The organism is Bacillus sp. K2I17, from assembly GCF_002209985.1.
Taxonomy (GTDB): Bacteria; Bacillota; Bacilli; order Bacillales; family Bacillaceae_G; genus Bacillus_A; species Bacillus_A wiedmannii.
The window spans coordinates 1-22,750 of sequence record NZ_NJGF01000011.1; the positions used below are offsets into that span (position 1 = coordinate 1).

General features: G+C 34.1%; 21 protein-coding genes and 1 pseudogene. 21 read left to right on the forward strand and 1 reads right to left on the reverse strand.

All coding sequences use genetic code 11. The features are described from left to right. The first annotated feature begins 194 nt into the window (after positions 1-194). From CER22_RS14550 to CER22_RS14640, 19 genes and pseudogenes are all read left to right on the forward strand, one after another. Complete coding sequence (locus tag CER22_RS14550) at positions 195-1,490, forward strand: homoserine dehydrogenase (RefSeq protein ID WP_087982880.1); 1,296 nt, start codon at positions 195-197, stop codon at positions 1,488-1,490. Further along, positions 1,483-2,541 (forward strand): threonine synthase, encoded by a 1,059-nt coding sequence (gene thrC, locus CER22_RS14555; protein WP_000276442.1) that lies wholly within the window; start codon positions 1,483-1,485, stop codon positions 2,539-2,541. Before CER22_RS14550 ends, thrC begins: the two co-directional genes overlap by 8 nt. Then, the gene (gene thrB / locus CER22_RS14560) at positions 2,538-3,431 is read left to right on the forward strand and encodes a homoserine kinase (protein ID WP_088063077.1); all 894 of its coding nucleotides are present in this window, start codon (positions 2,538-2,540) and stop codon (positions 3,429-3,431) included. The genes thrC and thrB overlap by 4 nt, the downstream gene beginning before the upstream one ends. 112 nt (positions 3,432-3,543) lie before the next feature. Then, positions 3,544-3,753 carry a DUF6366 family protein gene (locus CER22_RS14565; RefSeq protein ID WP_088063078.1) on the forward strand — a complete coding sequence of 70 codons (210 nt, stop codon included), beginning with the start codon at positions 3,544-3,546 and terminating at the stop codon, positions 3,751-3,753. A gap of 213 nt (positions 3,754-3,966) precedes the next feature. Then, positions 3,967-6,270 carry a glycoside hydrolase gene (locus tag CER22_RS14570; RefSeq protein WP_088608995.1) on the forward strand — a complete coding sequence of 768 codons (2,304 nt, stop codon included), beginning with the start codon at positions 3,967-3,969 and terminating at the stop codon, positions 6,268-6,270. A gap of 283 nt (positions 6,271-6,553) precedes the next feature. Beyond that, the gene (locus CER22_RS14575; RefSeq protein WP_000093639.1) at positions 6,554-7,555 is read left to right on the forward strand and encodes an LCP family protein; all 1,002 of its coding nucleotides are present in this window, start codon (positions 6,554-6,556) and stop codon (positions 7,553-7,555) included. Between the two features lie 82 nt (positions 7,556-7,637). Next, positions 7,638-8,093 (forward strand): annotated as a pseudogene (locus CER22_RS14580) (sensor histidine kinase); the annotation flags it as partial. 100 nt (positions 8,094-8,193) lie between these two features. Then, complete coding sequence (locus tag CER22_RS14585) at positions 8,194-9,015, forward strand: peptidoglycan-N-acetylglucosamine deacetylase (RefSeq protein WP_088608996.1); 822 nt, start codon at positions 8,194-8,196, stop codon at positions 9,013-9,015. Positions 9,016-9,029: 14 nt separating this feature from the next. After that, complete coding sequence (locus CER22_RS14590) at positions 9,030-9,686, forward strand: YkyA family protein (protein ID WP_087982867.1); 657 nt, start codon at positions 9,030-9,032, stop codon at positions 9,684-9,686. A gap of 159 nt (positions 9,687-9,845) precedes the next feature. Then, the gene (locus CER22_RS14595) at positions 9,846-10,526 is read left to right on the forward strand and encodes an MgtC/SapB family protein (RefSeq protein ID WP_000119502.1); all 681 of its coding nucleotides are present in this window, start codon (positions 9,846-9,848) and stop codon (positions 10,524-10,526) included. Positions 10,527-10,622: 96 nt separating this feature from the next. Next, positions 10,623-11,144 carry a GNAT family N-acetyltransferase gene (locus CER22_RS14600; RefSeq protein WP_097906846.1) on the forward strand — a complete coding sequence of 174 codons (522 nt, stop codon included), beginning with the start codon at positions 10,623-10,625 and terminating at the stop codon, positions 11,142-11,144. A gap of 297 nt (positions 11,145-11,441) precedes the next feature. After that, on the forward strand, positions 11,442-13,250 hold the full coding sequence (locus tag CER22_RS14605; protein WP_088608997.1) for an IucA/IucC family protein: 1,809 nt from the start codon (positions 11,442-11,444) through the stop codon (positions 13,248-13,250). 58 nt (positions 13,251-13,308) lie between these two features. After that, a complete protein-coding gene (locus tag CER22_RS14610) occupies positions 13,309-15,147 on the forward strand; it encodes an IucA/IucC family protein (protein ID WP_142293484.1) in 1,839 nt (612 codons plus the stop codon). Next, on the forward strand, positions 15,134-16,372 hold the full coding sequence (asbC, locus tag CER22_RS14615; protein ID WP_088608998.1) for a 3,4-dihydroxybenzoic acid-AMP ligase AsbC: 1,239 nt from the start codon (positions 15,134-15,136) through the stop codon (positions 16,370-16,372). Before CER22_RS14610 ends, asbC begins: the two co-directional genes overlap by 14 nt. Then, complete coding sequence (gene asbD, locus CER22_RS14620) at positions 16,369-16,623, forward strand: petrobactin biosynthesis protein AsbD (RefSeq protein WP_001250756.1); 255 nt, start codon at positions 16,369-16,371, stop codon at positions 16,621-16,623. The genes asbC and asbD overlap by 4 nt, the downstream gene beginning before the upstream one ends. A 44-nt stretch (positions 16,624-16,667) precedes the next feature. After that, complete coding sequence (asbE, locus tag CER22_RS14625) at positions 16,668-17,651, forward strand: petrobactin biosynthesis protein AsbE (RefSeq protein WP_142293485.1); 984 nt, start codon at positions 16,668-16,670, stop codon at positions 17,649-17,651. A gap of 37 nt (positions 17,652-17,688) precedes the next feature. Next, positions 17,689-18,531: a sugar phosphate isomerase/epimerase family protein gene (locus tag CER22_RS14630; RefSeq protein WP_088609000.1), complete on the forward strand. Its 843-nt coding sequence runs from the start codon at positions 17,689-17,691 to the stop codon at positions 18,529-18,531. Positions 18,532-18,657: 126 nt separating this feature from the next. After that, entirely contained in the window at positions 18,658-18,864 is a 207-nt protein-coding gene (locus tag CER22_RS14635) for an alpha/beta-type small acid-soluble spore protein (protein ID WP_000113545.1), read from the forward strand. A gap of 237 nt (positions 18,865-19,101) precedes the next feature. Beyond that, on the forward strand, positions 19,102-20,331 hold the full coding sequence (locus tag CER22_RS14640; RefSeq protein ID WP_088063087.1) for an MFS transporter: 1,230 nt from the start codon (positions 19,102-19,104) through the stop codon (positions 20,329-20,331). 53 nt (positions 20,332-20,384) lie between these two features. Here CER22_RS14640 and CER22_RS14645 read toward each other — a convergent pair whose 3' ends face one another. After that, positions 20,385-20,999 (reverse strand): LysE/ArgO family amino acid transporter, encoded by a 615-nt coding sequence (locus CER22_RS14645; protein WP_048543181.1) that lies wholly within the window; start codon positions 20,997-20,999, stop codon positions 20,385-20,387. A 118-nt stretch (positions 21,000-21,117) separates the two neighbouring features. On the opposite strand from CER22_RS14645, the gene CER22_RS14650 reads away from it, so the two are divergent. Both CER22_RS14650 and CER22_RS14655 read left to right on the forward strand, forming a co-directional pair. Then, complete coding sequence (locus tag CER22_RS14650; protein ID WP_088063088.1) at positions 21,118-22,560, forward strand: aminotransferase-like domain-containing protein; 1,443 nt, start codon at positions 21,118-21,120, stop codon at positions 22,558-22,560. A 12-nt stretch (positions 22,561-22,572) separates the two neighbouring features. Continuing rightward, positions 22,573-22,740, forward strand: a complete 168-nt coding sequence (locus CER22_RS14655) for a DUF3933 family protein (protein ID WP_087982849.1) — start codon at positions 22,573-22,575, stop codon at positions 22,738-22,740. Positions 22,741-22,750: the final 10 nt, after the last annotated feature.

Sequence of the window (22,750 nt, forward strand, 5' to 3'; positions counted from 1 at the left end):
ATTGGAACAAGGGTGGAACCACGAAAACACATTCGTCCCTTTCCTAGGGATGAGTGTGTTTTTTTACTTTGAAAGGAGGTGCAGTAAAATGAAACGATTTGTACGTACGGAAATAACCACCACCTGCATGATTAAAAAGCAGAGCAAGGTGATTGATAGAGATAAAAAATAAAATTGTAGGAGGAGATTAGAAAATGAATAACGTTATTAATGTTGGGGTGTTAGGCTTAGGTACGGTCGGAAGTGGTGTTGTCCATATTTTGAAAGAACATTATAAAAAAATTACACTTGATACAGGGTATGAAGTGAAGGTAAAGACAGTCGTTGTACGTGACTTAGAAAAAGAACGTGATGTTTGCATTGATGGAATCGTAGTAACAAGTCATGTCGATGAAGTTCTAAATGATCCAAATATTGATATTGTAGTAGAGGTAATGGGCGGAATTGAAGAAGCAAAGCAACATATTGTTAAGGCTTTACGAAATAAAAAACATGTCGTAACAGCAAATAAAGATTTAATGGCTGTATACGGTGCAGAGCTTCTCCAAGTGGCGAACGATAATGATTGTGATTTATGTTATGAAGCAAGTGTAGCGGGCGGTATTCCGGTGTTAAGAGGATTAACAGACGGATTAGCTTCAGATCAAATTGAAAAAATAATGGGAATTGTAAATGGAACAACAAATTACATGTTAACAAAGATGAGTCAAAATGGATGGTCGTATGAAGAGGCTTTACAGGAAGCACAAAAATTAGGTTTCGCAGAATCGGATCCAACAGCGGATGTAGATGGGTTAGATGCGGCGAGAAAGGTAGCCATTCTTGCAAACTTAGGTTTTTCGATGAATGTTTCTTTAGATGATGTGCAAGTAAGAGGGATTCGAAAGGTCGAAAAAGAAGATTTACAAATGGCTGAAAAGTTAGGATTTACTATGAAATTAATTGGTAAAGCAGAGAAACAAGGGTCAGCCATTCATTTAAGTGTAGAACCGACTCTTTTACCAAGTCATCATCCATTATCGAATGTAAATAATGAATTTAATGCAGTATATGTTCATGGTCAAGCAGTAGGAGAAGTAATGTTTTACGGACCTGGAGCTGGGAAGTTACCAACTGGTTCTGCTGTAGTAAGTGATATTATTTCAATCGTTAAAAATATGAATCAAGTTCAGAAAAATAAAAGCGCATTAAAAGAACCAGAACCGTATGAATTACAGGGGGATGAAGAAGTCGTTTCGAAATATTTCTTACGTATTTCATTACGAGATGAACCTGGGATGTTGCAAAAAATAACAGAATGTTTCGTTAATTATTCTGTAAGTTTAAAAGAAGTTATTCAATTACCTTTAAATCGTGAACTTGCAGAAGTCGTTGTTGTGACACATCAAACTTCAAAGTATCAATTTGAACGAGTTCTAGGAGCGATAGAAAGTGTCGCAAGTGAAATAAACAGTTATTACATTATTGAGGAGGAAAAACAATATGTATAAAGGATTATTAAAACAGTATGCTTCTTATTTACCGGTGAATGAAAATACACCTGATGTTAGCTTAATGGAAGGAAATACACCTCTTATTCCGCTATTAAATATATCAAAACAATTAGGGATTCAGTTATACGGTAAGTACGAAGGTGCGAATCCGACAGGTTCTTTTAAAGATCGTGGTATGGTAATGGCTGTTGCGAAGGCGAAAGAAGAAGGTTCGGAGGCAATTATTTGTGCATCAACAGGTAATACTTCGGCATCGGCCGCAGCATACGCGGCACGCCTTGGAATGAAATGTATAATCGTAATCCCGGAAGGAAAGATTGCACATGGAAAATTAGCGCAAGCAGTCGCTTACGGAGCTGAAATCATTTCAATAGAAGGAAATTTTGATGATGCACTTAAGGCTGTAAGAAATATTGCTGCGGAAGAGCCGATTACATTAGTAAACTCAGTGAATCCTTATCGAATTGAAGGGCAAAAGACAGCAGCATTTGAAATTTGTGACCAGTTGCAAAGTGCACCAGATGTTTTAGCGATTCCTGTTGGGAATGCCGGAAATATTACAGCATACTGGAAAGGTTTCTGTGAATATGAGAAAGAAAAAGGCTATAAGAAGCCAAGAATTCACGGATTTGAAGCGGAAGGAGCAGCTGCTATTGTAAAAGGACATGTCATTGAAGAACCTGAAACAATTGCAACAGCGATTCGTATCGGTAACCCCGCAAGTTGGTCATATGCAGTAGAGGCTGCTGAACAGTCTCACGGTGAAATAGATATGGTATCAGATGAAGAAATTTTACATGCGTATAGATTATTAGCAAAAACGGAAGGGGTTTTCGCTGAGCCAGGATCAAATGCTTCATTAGCAGGTGTAATTAAACATGTTCAATCTGGAAAAATCAAAAAAGGAGAGACAGTTGTTGCAGTTTTAACTGGAAACGGTTTGAAAGATCCTGATATCGCAATTTCTTCTAATACATTAGATATTGCAAGTGTTTCAAATAATATAGAACAAATTAAAGAACATATTAAAGGGGTGATTATGTCGTGATACCATTAAGTATTCGTGTTCCTGCTAGTACAGCGAATGTTGGACCTGGATTTGATTCAGTAGGAATAGCTTTGTCATTATATTTAGATGTGGTGGTAAAAGAAAAAGCTGATAGATGGCAAGTAATCCATTCCTTTGAAGAATTAATTCCGACAGATGATAAAAATTTAATCGTTAGCACGGCATGTAAAGTATGTCCTTCTTTATCACCTCATATAATAGAAGTTACTAGTAATATCCCGCTTACAAGAGGACTAGGAAGTAGTGCATCAGCAATTGTAGCAGGGATAGAGCTTGCGAATCAACTTGGCAATTTAAACTTAACGACTGATCAAAAAGTTCAAATTGCAACAAATTTTGAAGGGCATCCAGATAATGTTGCGGCTTCTATATTAGGAGGAACTGTAATCGGAGCACTTGATGGAAAGAATGTTTCGGTTGTAAGAATTGAAAGTAAGGAATTAGGTGTAATTTCTCTTATTCCAAATGAAGAGTTAAATACAGAGGAAAGCCGATCTGTATTACCAGATGTGTTTCCGTTTCATGAAGCAGTTAAGGCTAGTGCAATCAGCAACGTATTAGTAGCTGCGTTTTGTCAAAAGAAGTGGGAAGTTGTAGGTGAAATGATGGAAAGAGATCATTTTCACGAGCCGTATCGTTTAGAACTCGTACCGCTATTACCCTCAATTCGTAAATGTGCAAAAGAGTTTGGAGCATACGGCACAGCGCTTAGTGGTGCAGGTCCATCCATTTTTATATTAACGCCATATGATAAGCGTCAAGAAATTGCTGAGCAATTAGCGAGAGTATTTACGTCTATGAAAGTGTGTGTGCTAGAAATCGATCATAGAGGAATTACTGTAAATAAAGAAGAACATATAGAACTATAAAAAAGCTAGCATTGCTAGCTTTTTTTGTTGTAAATATCTTTTCAGTTGGCATATAAAAGAAAAGTAATAATGTATAATTTAGTAAAGCGTGTATTAATTTGGAGGTGATCGTATGAAAAAAGAGTCACCAGAAGAAAACAGAGAACGTATAAGGCAAAGTGAATTGAAAAATAATCCTACCGGTTCTTTAAATGATGGATTCAACAGAGCTGAATCAGGTAGTCCAGTTGATATGACGGGTGGTATGAATTGGAAAGGTACAGCGCTAGTAATTTTAGTGCTAGTTTTAGGGTATATTATATACACTTATTTTTTTAGTTGAAAAATAAGTGTTAAGGCTTCGAATTATTTGCTTTTATATTTAGTGGGGATGAAAAAACACGGTTATTGTACTACATATACTTTAAGCAGATTATAGTTGTTCATACACACTTATTTATAATACTCAAAATAGAGCTAGCGTTATGCTAGTTCTATTTTTTTGCCACATTCCTGTAACAAAGCCCCTGTATATTCAGTGGTGGAGGTGCAGAAGATGAAAAAAATGATAGCAATATGTCTTCTTACAACGATGTCATTTTCGACTTTAGTCGGGTGTGATGTAAAAGGTAACAAGGCTGTACAAGATTCTAAAGTAAAGAAAGCGACGTATAAAGAGTTTACTTACGATGTAAATCCAGAGACTTTCATGTTAACTGTAGAACATGATGGTGTAAAGGAACAGGCGTCACAGCCGTTACCGAAAATGAAGGTGTCGAATGTAAAAAAAGACAAGGATCGAACATCTTGGGAATATCCAGATCAAAAAGTAAAAGTGAATCTAGAAAAGAAAAAAGATCACTTAAATATTGAAGTGGAATCGACTGGTGCAGAAAGCTTTACGTGGCCGAAAGTACAAGCTGAAAATTATACACTTCCGTTATGGGAAGGTAAGCAAATTCCGAGTAATGATGAAAATTGGAAGAAGTTTTTAAAGGATGATGCATATTCATTTGCTGAATCATTTTCTATGAAGTTTTTTGCGTTAAATGGTTCGAAATATTCAATTGTATTTATTGCGAACAATATGTTTAATAATGAATTGAAATTTCATTCGGATCCGAAAATAGGATTTGATTTTATACATGAATTCCCGAGTATAAATAAAAATAAAGCATATGGATTTCAATTATATGTGACAAATAATGATGCAGTCAGTATTGCTAAACTGTATAAGGATAATATTGCTCAAAAAGGTGAATTTAAAACATTACAAGAAAAGGCTAGAAAAAATAAAGAGATTGAAAAACTTTATGGTGCTGCTCATTTTTATTTTTGGAATCAAAATGGTTTGTCTGACAGTAACGTAAATTGGCCTAAAATAAGAGAGCAAATAAATAGTCCTGTATTTAGTCATATAAAAGGGCTTATTCAAAAGAATAGTTCGGAGCTTGGAGAACTGAGTGTGTTTGAGCAAGTAAGTAAACAAGATTTCATTGATAAGTACCAAAAAAATGTTATTTTACGTTATGTAAATGAAGTATTATCAATGAAGGAATTGTATAAAGATGATATTTTTCAAAAGGTTGATCAGAACGCTAGTGAGTTATTAAACAAAGGGATAGACCATTTATCGAAGATGGAGTTATATAACTTAAATAAGCATATATTAAAGTCAGCGCTCGGTGATGCGGTTGAAGAAGTAAGTAAATGGGGTAAGGCAGATGGAACGGATATTATAAAGGAAATGAAAGAATCAGGAATAGACAATGCATGGATTGGGCTACCGAACTGGGAACAAGGGTATATGCAGCCTGATTTCGTGACAGAAGCTAAGAAAATGGGATATTTAGTTGGTCCGTATGATTCTTATCATTCTATTCACGAAAAAGCTGATAAAAATTGGAATACAGCTTCTTTTCAGGATCCATCGTTATATGAAGAGGGAACTGTGACGAAGAAAAATGGAGAAAAAGTGCAAGGCTTTTTAGGTAGAGGGCGAAAGTTAAATCCAACTTTATCTCTTCCTAGTGTAAAAGAGCGAATGAACGATATTTTACAAAATGGACCTAAATATAATTCATGGTTTATTGATTGTGATGCAACAGGTGAAATTTATGATGACTATTCAGCCAAACATATAACGACACAAGAACAAGATTTAAAAGCAAGATTGCAACGAATGGATTATATTGCGCAAGAAAAAGGTATGGTAGTTGGCTCAGAAGGCGGAAATGACTTTGCAAGTAGCACGATTGCATTTGCTCACGGTATTGAAACACCGGTTATTAAATGGGACGATGAAGATATGAGGAAAAATAAAACAAGTCCGTATTATGTGGGCGGATATTGGTCACCGAATCAAAATGTTCCAGAAAAATATGCAAAACAAGTACCGTTAAAAGAAGAATATAAACAAGTGTATTTAAACCCTGTATATTCAGTACCATTATATAAATTAGTATACAATGATTCTGTAATTACAACGCACCACTGGGAATGGGGAAGTTTGAAAGTAAAAGATGAGGTAGGGAACCGTATGCTATACGAATTATTGTATAATGTTCCTCCGTTGTACCATTTAGATGAAGTAGAGTGGAATAAGCATAAACAAGAAATTACGCAGCACCTGAAAGTTTGGAATGACGTTCATGAAAAGGCAGTAAAAGAAGAAATGACGAACTTTGTATATTTGTCAGAAGATAAATTAGTTCAATCTGCTTCTTATGGAAAAGATATTAAAATTATTGTGAATTTCTCGAATGAAGATATAGAAATAGAAAAGACGAAACTAAAAGCAAAATCCGCTTTCATTAATAATCATGGGAAAAAAACAATGTATACACCGCTTGAGAGATAATATGAAATGTATTGTTGCATTACTAATTTTTTAGGTGAAAATTGAAGGATTCGAAACGAATAAATTTATAAATCTATAATTTCGAATGTTGCGAAGTGCTAAATATTTGAAGTTGGAAAATAGTGACTTGCCAAAAATAAGCACGAGAGTATAATGTGAAATGGAATACATATTGGATTCATCATGTAACCTTACAAAAATGTAAGGTGTTTGAAAGGAAATTCAATATGAAGAATACTAGACATACATTATACTAGGGAAAGAGAAAGAGAGGCGAATGAAGATGAGCTCTGAATTAGAACAAAATACGAGAAGCAATAAAAAACGTTCTAAAAGAAGGTCAATAAAATGGTTCATTTTAATTCCATTTTTCCTACTTATTTTTGGAGGAGTAGGATATGGATCATTAATATATAATAAAGCAAAAGCTGTTGTAAGTGATGCGTATGCACAAATTGATAAATCATCAAAACGTGATAAAGAAGTTGAGCCTTTAAAGGATAACATCTCTATTTTAATTATGGGTGTAGATGGTAGTGAAATGCGAAAAAGTCAATATGGTGAAGCTGTTCGCACAGATGCACTTTTATTAGCAACAATTAATAAAGATGATAAATCAGTTAAATTAGTAAGTATTCCGCGTGATTCACGTGTATATATTCCATCTAGAAAGAAATTAGATAAAATTACACACGCACACGTATTTGGTGGTGTTGAAAGTACACGAGATACGGTGGAAAGATTTTTAAATGTTCCTGTTGATTATTATGTGAAGTTTAACTTTGAATCATTCGTACAAATTGTCGATTCACTTGGTGGTATTGATATTGATGTACCTGTTACTTTCACAGAGCAAGATAGTAAAGACCAAGCGGGTATGATTCATTTAGAAAAAGGCTTCCAACATTTAAATGGAGAACAAGCACTTGCACTTGCAAGAACGCGTAAAATTGATAGTGACGCAATGCGTGGACAAAGACAACAACTTGTAATAGAAGCAATTGCAAAAAAAGCGATGTCTGTGCAATCAATTAGCAAAATGGGCTCTTTACTTGATGCGGTTGATAAAAATATGAAAACGAACTTAACTTTCGATGATATGCTTGCGATTACAAAAAATATGGCAGGATCTAATTTAGAAATGGAAAAAATGCAAATAGAAGGTACGGATAAACGTATCGGAGGTATTTATTATTACATTCCAAACGAAAAAAATGTAAAAGATATTTCGAAAAAATTAAATGAGCATTTAGGTGTAACACCAAAACCAGTTCGAAATGAATAATAAAAAAAGATTGGCCTTTGCCAATCTTTTTTATTGAGATGGATTTGTAACTTTTCTGTAACGATTTTTTATTTTAGAAAACTTATACTTAAATCATTTCAATTTATATAAACAAAAGGTGCAATTATACGATATACTAGAGGAGACGATTTGGCAATTAACTCCTAATGCTGAAGAGAAGCAAATGCAATTCATCAAAACTATAGAACGAATTGAATTGATAGGAGATCGAAATAGGCTAAAGCAAGTTTTCTTGAATATTGTTCAAAATGCCATTAAATATTCACATAAAAATGGTAAAGTATATATTGAAGCGACTAAAAAAGAAGGACAAGCAGTGATAAAGGTGAAAGACGAAGGGATTGGAATTGCTACAGAGCATTTACCATATATAGAACAGTCATTTTACTAGATTAATAACCGTGCTACAGGTGTTTTAGCTATCGTTAAAAAATGGTGGAGCTTCATGGAGGTACACTTAATTATTATAAGTAAAGAAGGAAAAGGAACAACCATTTTGATAAAACTCCCATTATAATACATATAAAGTCTGTTTATATAGTGTAATAAAATAAATAGATGTATAATTATATTGGGTGATTTATATATAAGATTAATAGGGAGAGGAATTCGATAGAATGGAAAAAGCTTTTAAAGTTAAACGAGTAGTAGTCGGCTTAATAGCGATTGCAGCAGTAGCTATTGGGTATTTCATGTTTCAATCCATTACTTCACCAGCAAAGGCTGTTGCAAAACAAGAAAACGTAGTACAGCTTGCAAGTGAACAACCGAAAGTAGAAATGAATAAAACGGCACCAAGTCGTTTTAATGGAAAAGAAAGAAAAGTTGCTTACCTTACATTTGATGATGGCCCAGGGAAATATACGGCTGAATTGTTAAATACGTTAAAACAGCATGATGCGAAGGCGACGTTCTTTTTAATTGGAGCGAATGTAAAAGGATTTCCGGATTTAGTGAAACGTGAAAATGCAGAGGGTCATTATGTAGGTATGCATAGTATGACACATAATTTTGCAAAGTTATATAAAAATGGCGAGTATGTAAATGAAATGAAAGAAGATCAAAGCTTAATCGCAAATATTATTGGAAAATCACCTAAATTAACACGTCCACCATACGGTTCGATGCCTGGATTAAATGAAGGTCTTCGAAATAAAGTAGTAGAGGGCGGTTTTAAAGTATGGGATTGGACAATTGATTCATTAGATTGGAGATATAACAAAATGCAAGTTGATGCAGCGGCAGCACAAATTGCTCAAAATGTAATAACAAATGCAACAAAACCACAGGAAGTTATTTTAATGCATGACATTCACCCACAATCAGTTGCTGCTGTGCCAGCAATTTTAAAAGGGTTAAAAGAAAAGGGTTATGAGTTTGAAGCTTATCATGAAGAGAGTCACTTCCCAGTGAATTTCTGGCATGATAACCGTATGTAATGGAGGAATGAACGTTGAAGTATGGAAAAGTAGCAGTAGTTGGAGCACTATCAGTAGGACTATTAACAGGTTGTTTCGGTGAAAAACCAGAAGAAAATCTATATACAGCTTTTGAAACAGCAGCGACACAAGAAAAATTATTAGTTGATGAAGCGAAGAAGTTAGAGAAATTAGAGAATGAAGGTCAAGAACTATATTCTCAAATTTTACAAGAAGGTAAAGATCATAATGACGCTGTTATGAAGAAGATAGAGCAAGCTACTGCAAATGTAGATGACCGTGAAAAAGTATTAAAAACTGAGAAAGAAATGCTAGAAAAAGCTCAGAAAGAAACAAAATCTGTTCAAGGAAATATAGAGAAGCTTGAAGATAAGAAGTTACAAAAACAAGCGAAAGCAGTAGAAGAGTCGTATAAAAACCGTTATGATGCATTCCAAAAGATGAATGAAAATTATACGAAGGCGTTAGCGACTGAAAAAGAACTGTATGAAAAATTAAAAGTAAAAGAAACGAAATTAAAGGAGATTGGTGAAAAAGTTAAGGCTGTTAATGAATTAACTGTGGAAGCACAAAAATCAAAAGAGCAATTTAACAATTTTACAAAAGAGTATAATGACAGTAAATTAGCATTCTACAAAGATGCAGAGATTAAGATTAAAGATCAGAAATAAAGAAGAATCTTAAGCATAATAAAAAGCCGGAGAAACATCGTTACAAATGTTTTTTCGGCTTTTTATGTTAAATGAATAGAAAAGACTGGAATTGATATCATAAAAGAGTTATAGTGAATTATTCCAAGGGAAACATTGTAAAGTAAGGAGAATGGAAATATGTCATATGAATTTTTACTCAAATTAGGTTTAGCACTCTTTTTAGGATTATTCATCGGGATAGATAGGCAGCTAAAGAATAAACCGCTTGGTGTGAAAACAAGTATGGTTATTTCTGTAGCAAGTTGTTTAATTACGATGGTTTCAATTGAAGCCGTACATGTATATTCTGTTCCAGGGCATACAAATATGGATCCAATGCGTCTAGCTGCTCAAATTGTGAGTGGGATTGGTTTTCTTGGGGCAGGTGTTATTTTACGAAGAAGTAATGATGTTATTTCTGGATTAACGACAGCTTCTATGGTGTGGGCTGCTTCAGCTTTAGGTATAGCAATTGGGGCGGGCTTTTATTTACAAGCGACGGTTGCTATGATTTTAATTATTTTAGCAATTAACGTACTTCCACAACTTGTGAAAATTGCAGGTCCGTATTCATTAAGACAAAAGGATTTATCTATAAAAATTACTGTAAAAGAGCATCATGAGTTAGATGGTATATTTAAGCAAATTAAAAATTTAGGTATGCATGTGAAACGAGTGAAAATTAAAGATATAGATAATGGAGCATTTCAGCAACTGGAAATGGTTATTTTAGCTCCAGAAGATTTATATACAACAGAGTTATATAGTTCCCTGAAAGAGATTGATCGTGTTGTTTCAGTTGAAGTGGAAAGTAGATAATTGTGATAAAAAAGAGTGAAGTGCATTCGCTCTTTTTTTATTTGGATTTTTAAGGAAATAAATTGATATAATGATGAATAACAAGGGGGAGAAATGATGGAAATACATATTAGAAGAGCGATAAAAGATGATATACGAGGTATAGCAAAGGTGCATGTTGATAGCTGGAAAACAACGTATAAAGGGATATTTGCTGACGAATTTTTAGAAAATATAACATATGAGCAACGAGAAAAACAATGGGAAAACATTTTTCAACAAGAAGATAAATACCAATATAGATTTGTAGCAGAGACGTCAGATGAAACAATAATCGGATTCATTGACGGGGGAGTGGAAAGAAGTGGTACATATAATTGTGATGGGGAATTATATGCAATCTACCTTTTACAAGAGTATCAAGGAATGAAAATAGGACAAAAGTTATTTCAAGCTTTATTATCGGAATGTATAAACAATGATATGCAATCACTTTTAGTATGGGTTGTTACGAATAACCCTTCTAAAAATTTTTATGAAAAATTTAATCCAGAAAAAATTGATACGAAATTTTTAGAGAGAGTACAGGTAGAAGAGACAGCCTATTGTTGGAGGGATATAAATAATATTATTATGTAAACTTTATGTTTGAAAGAGGTATACGAATTAATGTATACCTCTTTTGTTTAACTATTTTGAAGGGGATTACTAATGAAATAAATAAGTATGTAGTTTGAAAGTGAGAATTTTTCTTGTGTATTTTTAATTAGATTAAAGAAAGGCTGAAAAAAAGAAATATTTATTCGGATTTAAAAATTCTGAAATAAACTATTGAATTGATAATGATAATCAATTAAAATTTTAATTGATAACGATATTCAATTATCGATTGTAATATGAAATTACGATAGCGTTCATATAAAGAGGAGGACAAGTATGCAGCGTGCGAAACAAATCGCGGAACATGCAACAATACAAAGTTTTTTAAATTGTTATTTAAGAGAAACAGGAAGTGGAGAATGGATTACAGCGGATAAAAGGATAGAGGATATTTTCTACAATTCATTTCAAAGAGATACTGGCTCTACTTATTTATGTTGTCGGTTATCGGCACAAAACATTACTTTGTATGGAGAAGTTATATATAAATCAGCAACAGATCGCCATTTGTTTGGAGAACAATTTTATTATCAAATGGGAGAAAATAAGAATGTTATAAAAGCAGATTACGTTACTGTTATTACATTCTTAATAAAAGAGATGTCTATCAACTACGGAGAAGGGACGAATCCTGCTGAACTTATGCTTCGAGTTATTTGTAGTTGTCAAAATATTGAAGAATTTACAAAGGAGAGAATAGAAGATACATCTGCATTATACGGTTTCCATACATCCTTTATAGAAGCGGAGCAATCTTTATTATTTGGACATTTAACGCATCCAACCCCAAAGAGTAGACAAGGTATTTTGGAATGGAAAAGCGCAATGTATTCTCCAGAATTAAAAGGAGAATGTCAGCTTCATTATTTTAGGGCACATAAAAATATAGTAAATGAAAAATCATTATTGTTAGATTCTACAACAGTAATTCTAAAAGAAGAGTTACGTAATGATGAGATGGTTTGTAAAGAATTTATATCGAAGTATTGTAATGAAGATGAATATTCATTACTTCCAATTCATCCGCTTCAGGCAGAATGGCTATTACACCAATCATACGTACAGGAGTGGATAGATCAAGGAGTACTTGAATATATCGGTCCTGTCGGTAAGTATTATATGGCAACATCATCCCTTAGGACGTTATATCATCCCCAATCAAAATATATGCTTAAGTTTTCATTCCCAGTAAAAGTAACAAATTCAATGCGTATTAATAAATTGAAGGAACTAGAGAGTGGTCTTGAAGGAAAGGAAATGCTAAATACAGCAATTGGTGAAGTGTTAGATAAGTTTCCAGGTTTTGATTTTATTTGTGATCCAGCATTTATTACATTAAATTACGGGGCAAAAGAATCTGGATTTGAAGTAATTATACGAGAGAACCCTTTTTATGGTGAACATGCAAATGACGCTACTTTAATTGCTGGACTAGTTCAAGATGCAATACCTGGAGAACGTACTCGTTTATCGAATATTATTCATCGACTAGCAGATGTAGAAAGTAGAAGCTGTGAAGAAGTAAGTTTAGATTGGTTTAGACGATATATGAATATTTCTTTAAAGCCGATGGTATGGATGTACTTACGTTATGGTGTTGCAGTAGAAGCGCATCAGCAAAATAGTGTTGTTCAGCTAAAGGATGGTTATCCGGTCAAATATTATTTCCGTGATAATCAAGGGTTTTATTTCTGTAATTCAATGAAAGAGACGCTTAATAATGAGTTGGCTGGCATTGGAGAACGTACTGGAAATCTATATGACGATTATATTGTAGATGAGAGATTTCGTTACTACTTAATTTTCAATCATATGTTTGGTCTCATTAACGGTTTTGGCACAGCAGGATTAATTAAGGAGGAAATTCTTCTCTCTGAATTAAGATCTGTACTTGAAGCGTTCCTTTCGTATAACCGTGAACCTTCTACCTTTTTAAGAGAATTGTTAGAAGAGGATAAGTTGGCATGTAAAGCAAATTTATTAACGAGATTTTTCGATGTCGATGAGTTAAGTAATCCTTTAGAACAAGCAATTTACGTACAGGTACAGAATCCGCTCGTTAGAGAAGTGGCTGTCCGTTCATAAATAACGTTAAAATTTCACGTAATACAAATAATGGTATTTTTCATAAGGTGGAGGAGTTATGAGAGTGGACATGTATCATAAGAGAATATTGAAAGCGCTTGAATCAAAAGATTACATTTCAGTACGAAGAAGAGTGTTACGTCAATTAGTAGAGTCGTTAATTTATGAGGGGATTATTACGCCAATTCGCATAGAAAACGAAGAACAAATTCTTTTTCTTATTCAAGGACTTGATGAGGACAACAAAAGTGTCACGTATGAATGTTACGGAAGAGAACGAATGACATTTGGACGTATCTCTATAGATTCATTAGTAATAAGAGTTCAAGAGGAAAAACAAGAAATACAATCAGTTTCGCAATTTTTGGAAGAAGTTTTTCGAATTGTTAACGTAGAACAAACGAAATTAGATTCTTTTATTCATGAATTAGAACAAACGATATTTAAAGACACGATTGTACAATATGAAAGACATAATAAGGTGAAATATACCCAAAAATCGTACGATGAATTTGAAAGCCATTTAATAGACGGTCATCCATATCATCCTAGCTATAAAGCACGCATTGGGTTTCAATATCGTGACAATTTTCAATATGGATATGAATTTATGAGACCAATAAAAATTATATGGATTGCAGCTCATAAGAAGTATGCGACTGTAGGTTATGAAAATGAAATGATCTATGACAATATTTTAAAAGGTGAGATAGGCGAGCATACATTAGAAACGTATATGGAACGAATTCACAGTGCGGGATGTAATCCAAAACAGTACGTGTTTATACCTGTTCATCCTTGGCAGTGGGAGAATTTCATCATTCCAAATTACGCTGACCATATACAGGATAAAAATATAATTTATTTAGGACAATCGGCGGATGATTATTGCGCGCAACAATCGATGAGGACGTTAAGAAATGCTACGAATCCAAAGAGACCATATGTAAAGTTATCGCTGAACATACTTAACACTTCAACACTCCGTACGCTGAAACCATATTCAGTTGTGAGTGCACCAGCTATATCGAATTGGTTAAGTGATGTCGTAAGTCAGGATTCTTATTTAAGGGATGAATCGCGCATTATTTTGTTAAAGGAATTTTCGAGTGTAACGTATGATACGAATAAGAAAGCCACATATGGTTCATTAGGGTGCATTTGGCGTGAAAGCGTTCATAAATATTTAGATGAGCAAGAGGATGCGCTTCCCTTTAACGGCTTATATGCAAAGGAGAAAGACGGGACACCAGTTATTGATGCATGGTTAAACAAATACGGGATAGAAAATTGGCTACGATTACTGATTCAAAAAGCGATCATACCAGTTATACATCTTGTTGTAGAGTATGGAATCGCATTAGAATCACACGGACAAAATATGATTTTAGTTCATAAAGAAGGGCTACCTGTCCGTATTGCATTAAAGGATTTCCATGAAGGACTTGAGTTTTATCGTCCATTCTTAAAAGGAATGAATAAATGTCCAGACTTTACTAAAATGCATAAAACGTATGCGAATGGGAAAATGAATGATTTCTTTGAAATGGATCGTATTGAATGTTTACAAGAGATGGTATTAGATGCACTGTTCTTATTTAATGTAGGAGAATTAGCTTTCGTACTTGCAGACGAATATGATTGGAAAGAAGAAATTTTTTGGATGATAGTTGTCGAAGAAATTGAAAATCATTTTAGAAAATATCCACACTTGAAAGATAGATTTGAAAGTATTCAGCTATACACTCCTACATTCTATGCTGAGCAATTAACGAAGCGACGATTATATATGGATGTGGACTCGCTTGTTCATGAAGTTCCAAATCCATTGTATAGAGCAAGACAACTTATCAAACAAAAATCAGTTGTTACAGGGGGAAATTATGCTAATCGTTAATAAACAAGAGTATAGCAAAAGTGATTTTGATTTGAGATTACAAGTTTATGAGGAAATGGAACAATTTCAAAAAGCAGCAGGAAATAGATTCGCGCTTTGTCTGAAAGATCCATTCGATATTATTACGCTTGTGTTTTTCTTAAAAGAAAAGAAATCATCAGTATTGCTTATACATGAAGATACGCCAAAAGAAACGGCTATTGAAATGGCAAAGCGTGCAAATTGTATCGGGATATTATATGGAGAATATCCCGATTTTACGAAATTAGAAGTAGTGAACGCTTTACTAGAAGAGCCTTCTTTATTGCAATATAGTTCTGGAACAACAGGAGAACCAAAACTGATTCGTAGAGCATGGGCGGAAGTGGATACAGAAATTACTGCTTATAATGAAGCTTTAAACTGTGAAGTAGATGAAGTGCCGATCGTTATGGCTCCTGTTTCACATTCATACGGACTAATATGTGGTACGTTATCTGCAATTACGCGAGGAAGCAAACCTATCATCATTACGAATAAAAACCCTAAATTCGCATTAAATATAGTTCGCAATACAGAAAAACATATCATTTATGCAGTACCGCTTATGTTACATATTATGGGGAGTTTCCCGCAAGGAACGTTTCAGTTTCATAAAATTATGACATCCGGAGCACCTTTACCAGAAGCATTATTTTATAAACTAAAAGAAATGACAACATATATGATGCAGCAATACGGTTGTTCTGAAGCAGGTTGTATTAGTATATGTCATGATATGAAAAGCCATTTAGATTTAGGTAATCCACTACCTCATGCGAGTATAAGTATAGGTTCAGATGAAAATATGCCCGAAGAAATCGTAGTGAAAATGAAAGATAAGGAAATTTTCACGAAAGATTTGGGGTATAAATCTGAGCATGGTCTTCATTTTATGGGGCGCATGGATGATGTGATTAACGTTTCAGGATTAAAAGTCTTTCCGATAGAGGTAGAAGAAACAATGCTTCGACTAGAAGGCGTTCAAGAGGCAATTGTATATCGGGGAAAACATCCTGTGATGGGCGAAGTTGTTAAAGCGAAAGTAATCTCTCATGTTGATCCAGTGCGAATAAGAGAATGGTGTATGCAGCATTTACCATCTTATAAAGTTCCGCATGAGATTGAACGTGTAACTGAAATTCCGAAAAATAAAACTGGAAAAGTAAGTAGAAAATTACTAGAGATGGGAGAGGTTACAACATGAGACGTGAAACATTAAAAAATGAAGTGTTGAAAATTATGACAGAAAAAATGGAGCTAAAAAATGTAACGCATTTAGAAGAAACGATGCGTTTAAACCAAGATTTATATATAGATTCGGTAATGATGTTACAACTCATAGTCTACATAGAAATGGATGTAAAGCTATGCGTTCCAGAGGATGAGGTAGACCCAAAAGCATTTCTTACTGTAGGATCTTTGCTTGATTTTATGGAGGAGTTACAGCCGGTATAAGTAGTAAATGTGAATAATTAACCTTTAGGAAAGTGGATGAGAATATGACTTCAATTAAAGTTCACTGTTTAGTGAGTTGTTTTTGTGAAATTATAAAAAGGCGTAGCGAAATAGATTTCCGTCCATTTTATTTTGGATTATGGGACGGAGATTTTGATATAACAGAAGGCGGCATTATCTCGTATCACTCCGAAAATATTAACCATGATAATTATTTATTATGGTATGAAAAATTGTACGGTATGAAAGTGAACGAATGGTATGATCATGCAAAAGGTAAAGATAGCAATGTAGAAACGTTTTTACAATTAGTAGAAAACAAGCCAGAAAATCGCTATGTCATTGTAATGGTTGATATGTCTCTATTGCCAGAGAGGGAAAATAAATTTCATCAAAAACCGTTTCCGCATTATTTAATGATATCGAAGACAGAGAAAGATGAAGAATGGTTCATGCTAGATCCTGATTTTCGCTGGGAAGGGAATATGGAAAGAGAAAAAGTGCTTCACTCTGTTCAAGATAACCCATTTGGTGGAGGGTATTTCATTGATGTAGAAGAAATTCAGGAGCCAACAGAAGAAATGGTAGCGAGTTATTTCATAGAAACTTTCAAAAGAAATGACAATGAACTGACTATGGAATTGAAAAATTTAATTATAAAAATGGCAAATGAAGAAGAAGGTTATTCGCTTTCTGGTCTTGTAGCGGCAGTGAAGCAAATACCAGTACTTGCAATTCGTAAATATAGTTATGAACATGCCTTTGCATACTTCCGTGAAACGTTGCAATATTCGGAGCAAGAGTTTGATTATTGGTGTGATCGGGTAGAGGATATTGTACAAGGATTTACAAATGTACAGTATCGAGCAATTAAAATGGCGATGACGAATAATAAAGGCATGTTATTATCAATTGTTGAAAAGTTGGATGAAATGAATGCAATTGAACTGCAAATTAAGGCTGAATTAGAGAGACAGTTTTTATCATGGAAAGAAATGAAAACAAACGAGTCTGTCTTAGCATTTTAAAAACCTAACTGAATTTAAGATAAGGGAGTTCAAACCTATGAAATATTCATTATGTACTATTTCCTTTCGTCATCAATTAATTTCATTTACTGATATTGTTCAATTTGCATATGAAAACGGTTTTAAAGGAATTGAATTGTGGGGGACTCATGCACGAAATTTGTATATGCAAGAGTATGAAACGACAGAACGAGAATTGAATTGTTTAAAGGATAAAAACTTGGAAATTACGATGATAAGTGATTACTTAGACATATCATTATCGGCAGATTTTGAAAAAACGATAGAGAAATGTGAACAACTTGCAATATTAGCTAATTGGTTTAAAACAAACAAAATTCGTACGTTTGCTGGACAAAAAGGTAGCGAAGGTTTCTCGGAACAGGAGAGAAAAGAGTATGTGAATCGTATTCGCATGATTTGTGAAGTATTTGCTCAGCATAATATGTATGTACTTTTAGAAACACATCCAAATACGTTAACGGATACGCTGCCTTCTACTTTGGAATTATTAGGAGAAGTAGATCATTCGAATTTGAAAATAAACCTTGATTTTCTTCATATATGGGAGTCTGGTGCAGATCCAATAGACAGCTTCCATCGACTAAAGCCGTGGATACAACATTACCATTTTAAGAATATATCGTCAGCAGATTATTTGCATGTGTTTGAACCAAATAATGTATATGCAGCAGCGGGAAGTCGAATTGGTATGGTTCCATTATTTGAAGGTGTGGTAAATTATGATGAGATTATTCAGGAAGTGAGAGATACTGACCATTTTGCTTCACTCGAATGGTTTGGACATAATGCGAAAGATATATTAAAAGAAGAAATGAAAGTATTAACAAATAGAAATTTAGAAGTAGTAACTTCTTAATATAAAATGATGTAAGAGTCTCTCATTGTAGAGACTCTTTTTTAAAAAATATAAATAACCAAAAATTACCATGTATTTAAATTGAAATTTAACACAATTTATATATAAATAAGGAGGTGATTGGTAATGGCTAGAAATCGTAACTCTAATCAATTAGCATCACATGGAGCACAAGCAGCTTTAGATCAAATGAAATATGAAATTGCACAAGAATTTGGTGTACAACTTGGCGCTGATACTTCTTCACGTGCAAACGGTTCTGTAGGCGGTGAAATTACAAAACGTCTAGTAGCGATGGCAGAACAACAACTTGGTGGCGGATATACTCGCTAATTGTAGAAGGTTATAGGAGAAAGGAAGGATTCTTCCTTTCTTTTTTTTTCAATTAATTGGTATGAATATATTGCGAACTGGATTCAAAGAATAGGAATAATACTATATTTTCCCCAATTTCTTTTGTTGTAAATGGGAAGTAGTAAAGATGTAATAGCCCTGGTGGAATGAAAAATTACGTTCCAGCAGGGCTATTATATGGTCAGAAATATACGATGAAAGGGTTCCGAAGCCAACATGTTAAAAAAAGAAAACTGTTGTTTAATTGCGCTTGCATCAGTTCCACTTGTTATGACATTAGGGAATTCAATGCTCATTCCAATTCTACCGACAATCGAAAAGAAATTACATATTTCATCGTTTCAAGTATCCATGATTATTACAATTTACTCTATCGTAGCCATTCTTCTTATACCGATTGCTGGTTATTTATCAGATAGATGGGGACGAAAGATGATAATGGTTCCGAGTTTGCTGATTGCGGCTATAGGAGGAGCGATAACTGGTTGGGTATCATGGAAAGTTGATAATCCCTACACTTGGATATTGGTCGGTAGAGCGATTCAAGGTATTGGTGCTGCTGGTGCAATGCCAGTTGTTATACCATGTGTTGGTGATTTATACAAGGATGAAAAACAAGTTAGTACAGGTTTAGGAATCATTGAAACATCCAATACATTTGGAAAAGTGCTGAGCCCTATTTTAGGATCTGCTCTTGCTGCCATTGTATGGTTCTTACCATTTTGGGCAATTCCAGTTTTATGCATAGTATCAATTGTTTTATTACTTATTCTAGTAAAGGCAAAGAAACAAGAAGGAGAAGTGCCACCACTTAAAGAGTTTATAAAATCGATTATCTCTACATTTCGAGAAAAGGGAAGATGGTTAATTGCCATTTTTGTATTAGGTGCAATTATTATGCTTATTTTATTCGGAATTCTCTTTTATTTGTCGACGATACTGGAATCAAAGTATGACATACATGGTATATGGAAAGGTTGTGTACTTGCTATCCCGTTACTTGTACTGTCACTTAGTTCATATATGGCGGGTAAAAAAATTGGAGATAATCAAAATGTAATGAAGAAGTGTATTTATATTGGTTTTTTAATGGCAGCTGCATCAGTCATCATTCCTTTATTTATAAAAGGGATTTATTTACTACTTCTTTGTCTCGTTATCATGGGGATAGGAATTGGTATGGCACTCCCATGTTTAGACTCCCTAATTACACAAGGAATTGAAAAGGAGCAAAGGGGAACGGTTACATCTTTTTATAGTTCCATGCGATTTATCGGTGTAGCAGCCGGCCCACCTCTATACTCTTTTTTCATGAAAGGTGCTGACCATGAAGTGTTTTATGTAACAAGTATTTTCGCTGGTATCGGTGCTGTTATAGCAATGATTTGGATTAAACCAGCAAAAGATGCAAAGAACGTAAAACAGAAACCGGAACCTACTTCATAATTTGAAAGAGAATTGCATGATGTTTTCAGTAACATGCAATTCTCTTTCATTCATTAAGAATACATAACTTGTTTTAACATATAAAGCGCGACGCCCCATATGATGAGGCCAGAAAATTTATTTAATAATACGATTGTCTTTCCGGTTGAGTCTATTCTTTTTAGAAATTTCCCCGCTAAAGCTAAGCTTATAAACCAAATCCACGAAACGATAATAGTTGCAAGTGTGAAAGCCCATTTTTCACTTCCTATGTATTGAATAGAATTTGTTCCGATTACACCGATTGTATCTAAAATTGCATGTGGATTTAATAACGAAACCGATGCAGCGAAAAGGATTTGCTTTTTTAATGGCATACTGTTTTCTTTTTTTATATCGTTGGAAGGGTTACTTCTCCAAATAACAAAGCCCATATATAGGAGAAAGAAAAATCCAATTATATATAACGTGTTAGTTAGCCAAGAAAAAGTAAGGAGTACAAGGGAGACACCCTGCACTGCAATCAATATGAGTAACGTATCACATATAGAGGCAGTTAATACTACAGGGGCTGCCCTCCAAATGTTTGGTTGGCTCGCACCTTGGTTAAAGACGAAAACATTTTGGACACCTAATGGAATGATAAGACCAAATGCAAGAATGATACCATGAATAATTGCTTCACTCATCATATTACCTCCTATTTTAATTCAGTATGATAGTGTATATTGTATAGAAGAAATGAAAATTTGTATCCATCCATATGGTTGGAGAGGTTACCAACCAAAAAGAATATAAGGTGATATGATGGAAAGATTTGTTTGGAAACCGAATATGTCTCTAGCGACTCCTCTGTATAAACAAATAGAAACGTATATAAAAGAAAGAATCGTTAATGGAGAATGGACTGTTGGAACGAAATTACCTTCACAAAGAGATTTGGCACATACATTCGGTGTGAACCGGAGTACAATTGTAATGGCTTTCGATGAACTAGTGGCAAAGGGATACATTGAAGGGAATGGCAGGAAAGGAACAATTGTTGTAAATAATAATGAGAATGCTTCAACGTACGCGCCCCCGCCTAACTGGCAGTCTTATGTAGAAACAGGACTTCATTATCCGAATCTGCCTGCTATTCAAGAGATTAATCAAGCTGAATTTTATCCGCATGTAATTCGTTTAGGAACAGGTGAGCTCGCGCCGAGTCTTTTACCTGAAAAAAAGATGAAAGATATTATGAATAAGCTTTTAAAGTCGAGCATGATACTTGGGTATGAAGAACCAAAAGGGAATTTCTATTTAAGGAAGAAAATTGCGGACTATTTAAAAGGACATGGTATAGATGTAACTCCTGATTCTATATTAATTGTTTCAGGAGCAATTCAAGCGTTGCAACTTATTTCTATGGGACTTCTTCCAAAAGGGGCATCCATCTTATTAGAAAAACCATCTTATTTATATTCTCTTAATGTTTTTCAATCAGCAGGAATGCGTTTAATTGGTATACCAATGGATGAGAACGGTTTACATGCATCATATATTACGAAATATAAGAAGCAATTTAATGCATCTATTTTATATACAATTCCGTCTTTTCATAATCCGACGAACTTTAGTATGAATGCGAAGAAACGAATAGAAGTGATGGAAATATGTAACGAAATTGGTTTGCCTATTATAGAAGACGCGGTGTACCAAGACTTATGGTTTGATGAGCCTGTTTCAAAGCCTTTAAAAGCATATGATAAAAACGGAATTGTACTACATATTGGGAGTATGTCTAAAGTCATTAGTCCAGGATTAAGAATTGGATGGATTGTTGGATCTGAGCCAGTCATTCAAAGATTGGCAGACATAAAAATGCAAACAGATTATGGTTCAAGTTCTATATCCCAGCAAATTGCAGCGGAATGGTTTGCAGATGGATTGTATGATGAACATTTACAGTTTGTAAGAACTAAGTTGAAAAAACGTAGAGATTTTATGTTGCAAATGTTAGAGAAATATTGTCGTGATATAGCAACATGGTATGAACCGACAGGTGGTTTTTATATTTGGTTACATATGAATGTACCCGTTTCGAACCGTAGCTTATTTGACAAAGCTTTGAAAGAAAAGATTTTATTAAATCCAGGTACTTTGTATGATAGAAGTGCAAACCAATTTTTGCGTCTATCCTATTCATACGCAACGTTAGAAGAAATTGAAATAGGTATAAAAAAGCTTGCACAACTAATGAAAAAGTAAGAGGAGAAAGTAATGAAACAATACGTAATTTGCCAAATTATTAATGGAGAAAAATATTTAGCTGCTTATGCGGAGACGAAGCAGGATGCAATTGAAAAAGCAGAATTGTTAGGGTTACGAACGGGAAATCGATATACCGTTATTACTGCGGAAGAAGCTAAAGGGTTAACGTATCCTTAAGAGACGTATA

Excerpts from the sequence above, each read along its gene's own strand:
- CER22_RS14550 (WP_087982880.1), top strand. The coding sequence starts at position 195 with ATGAATAACGTTATTAATGTTGGGGTGTTAGGCTTAGGTACGGTCGGA.
- thrC (WP_000276442.1), top strand. The coding sequence starts at position 1,483 with ATGTATAAAGGATTATTAAAACAGTATGCTTCTTATTTACCGGTGAAT.
- CER22_RS14565 (WP_088063078.1), top strand. The coding sequence starts at position 3,544 with ATGAAAAAAGAGTCACCAGAAGAAAACAGAGAACGTATAAGGCAAAGT.
- CER22_RS14570 (WP_088608995.1), top strand. The coding sequence starts at position 3,967 with ATGAAAAAAATGATAGCAATATGTCTTCTTACAACGATGTCATTTTCG.
- CER22_RS14575 (WP_000093639.1), top strand. The coding sequence starts at position 6,554 with ATGAGCTCTGAATTAGAACAAAATACGAGAAGCAATAAAAAACGTTCT.
- CER22_RS14585 (WP_088608996.1), top strand. The coding sequence starts at position 8,194 with ATGGAAAAAGCTTTTAAAGTTAAACGAGTAGTAGTCGGCTTAATAGCG.
- CER22_RS14595 (WP_000119502.1), top strand. The coding sequence starts at position 9,846 with ATGTCATATGAATTTTTACTCAAATTAGGTTTAGCACTCTTTTTAGGA.
- CER22_RS14600 (WP_097906846.1), top strand. The coding sequence starts at position 10,623 with ATGGAAATACATATTAGAAGAGCGATAAAAGATGATATACGAGGTATA.
- CER22_RS14605 (WP_088608997.1), top strand. The coding sequence starts at position 11,442 with ATGCAGCGTGCGAAACAAATCGCGGAACATGCAACAATACAAAGTTTT.
- CER22_RS14610 (WP_142293484.1), top strand. The coding sequence starts at position 13,309 with ATGAGAGTGGACATGTATCATAAGAGAATATTGAAAGCGCTTGAATCA.
- asbC (WP_088608998.1), top strand. The coding sequence starts at position 15,134 with ATGCTAATCGTTAATAAACAAGAGTATAGCAAAAGTGATTTTGATTTG.
- asbD (WP_001250756.1), top strand. The coding sequence starts at position 16,369 with ATGAGACGTGAAACATTAAAAAATGAAGTGTTGAAAATTATGACAGAA.
- asbE (WP_142293485.1), top strand. The coding sequence starts at position 16,668 with ATGACTTCAATTAAAGTTCACTGTTTAGTGAGTTGTTTTTGTGAAATT.
- CER22_RS14630 (WP_088609000.1), top strand. The coding sequence starts at position 17,689 with ATGAAATATTCATTATGTACTATTTCCTTTCGTCATCAATTAATTTCA.
- CER22_RS14635 (WP_000113545.1), top strand. The coding sequence starts at position 18,658 with ATGGCTAGAAATCGTAACTCTAATCAATTAGCATCACATGGAGCACAA.
- CER22_RS14640 (WP_088063087.1), top strand. The coding sequence starts at position 19,102 with ATGTTAAAAAAAGAAAACTGTTGTTTAATTGCGCTTGCATCAGTTCCA.
- CER22_RS14645 (WP_048543181.1), bottom strand. The coding sequence starts at position 20,999 with ATGAGTGAAGCAATTATTCATGGTATCATTCTTGCATTTGGTCTTATC.
- CER22_RS14650 (WP_088063088.1), top strand. The coding sequence starts at position 21,118 with ATGGAAAGATTTGTTTGGAAACCGAATATGTCTCTAGCGACTCCTCTG.
- CER22_RS14655 (WP_087982849.1), top strand. The coding sequence starts at position 22,573 with ATGAAACAATACGTAATTTGCCAAATTATTAATGGAGAAAAATATTTA.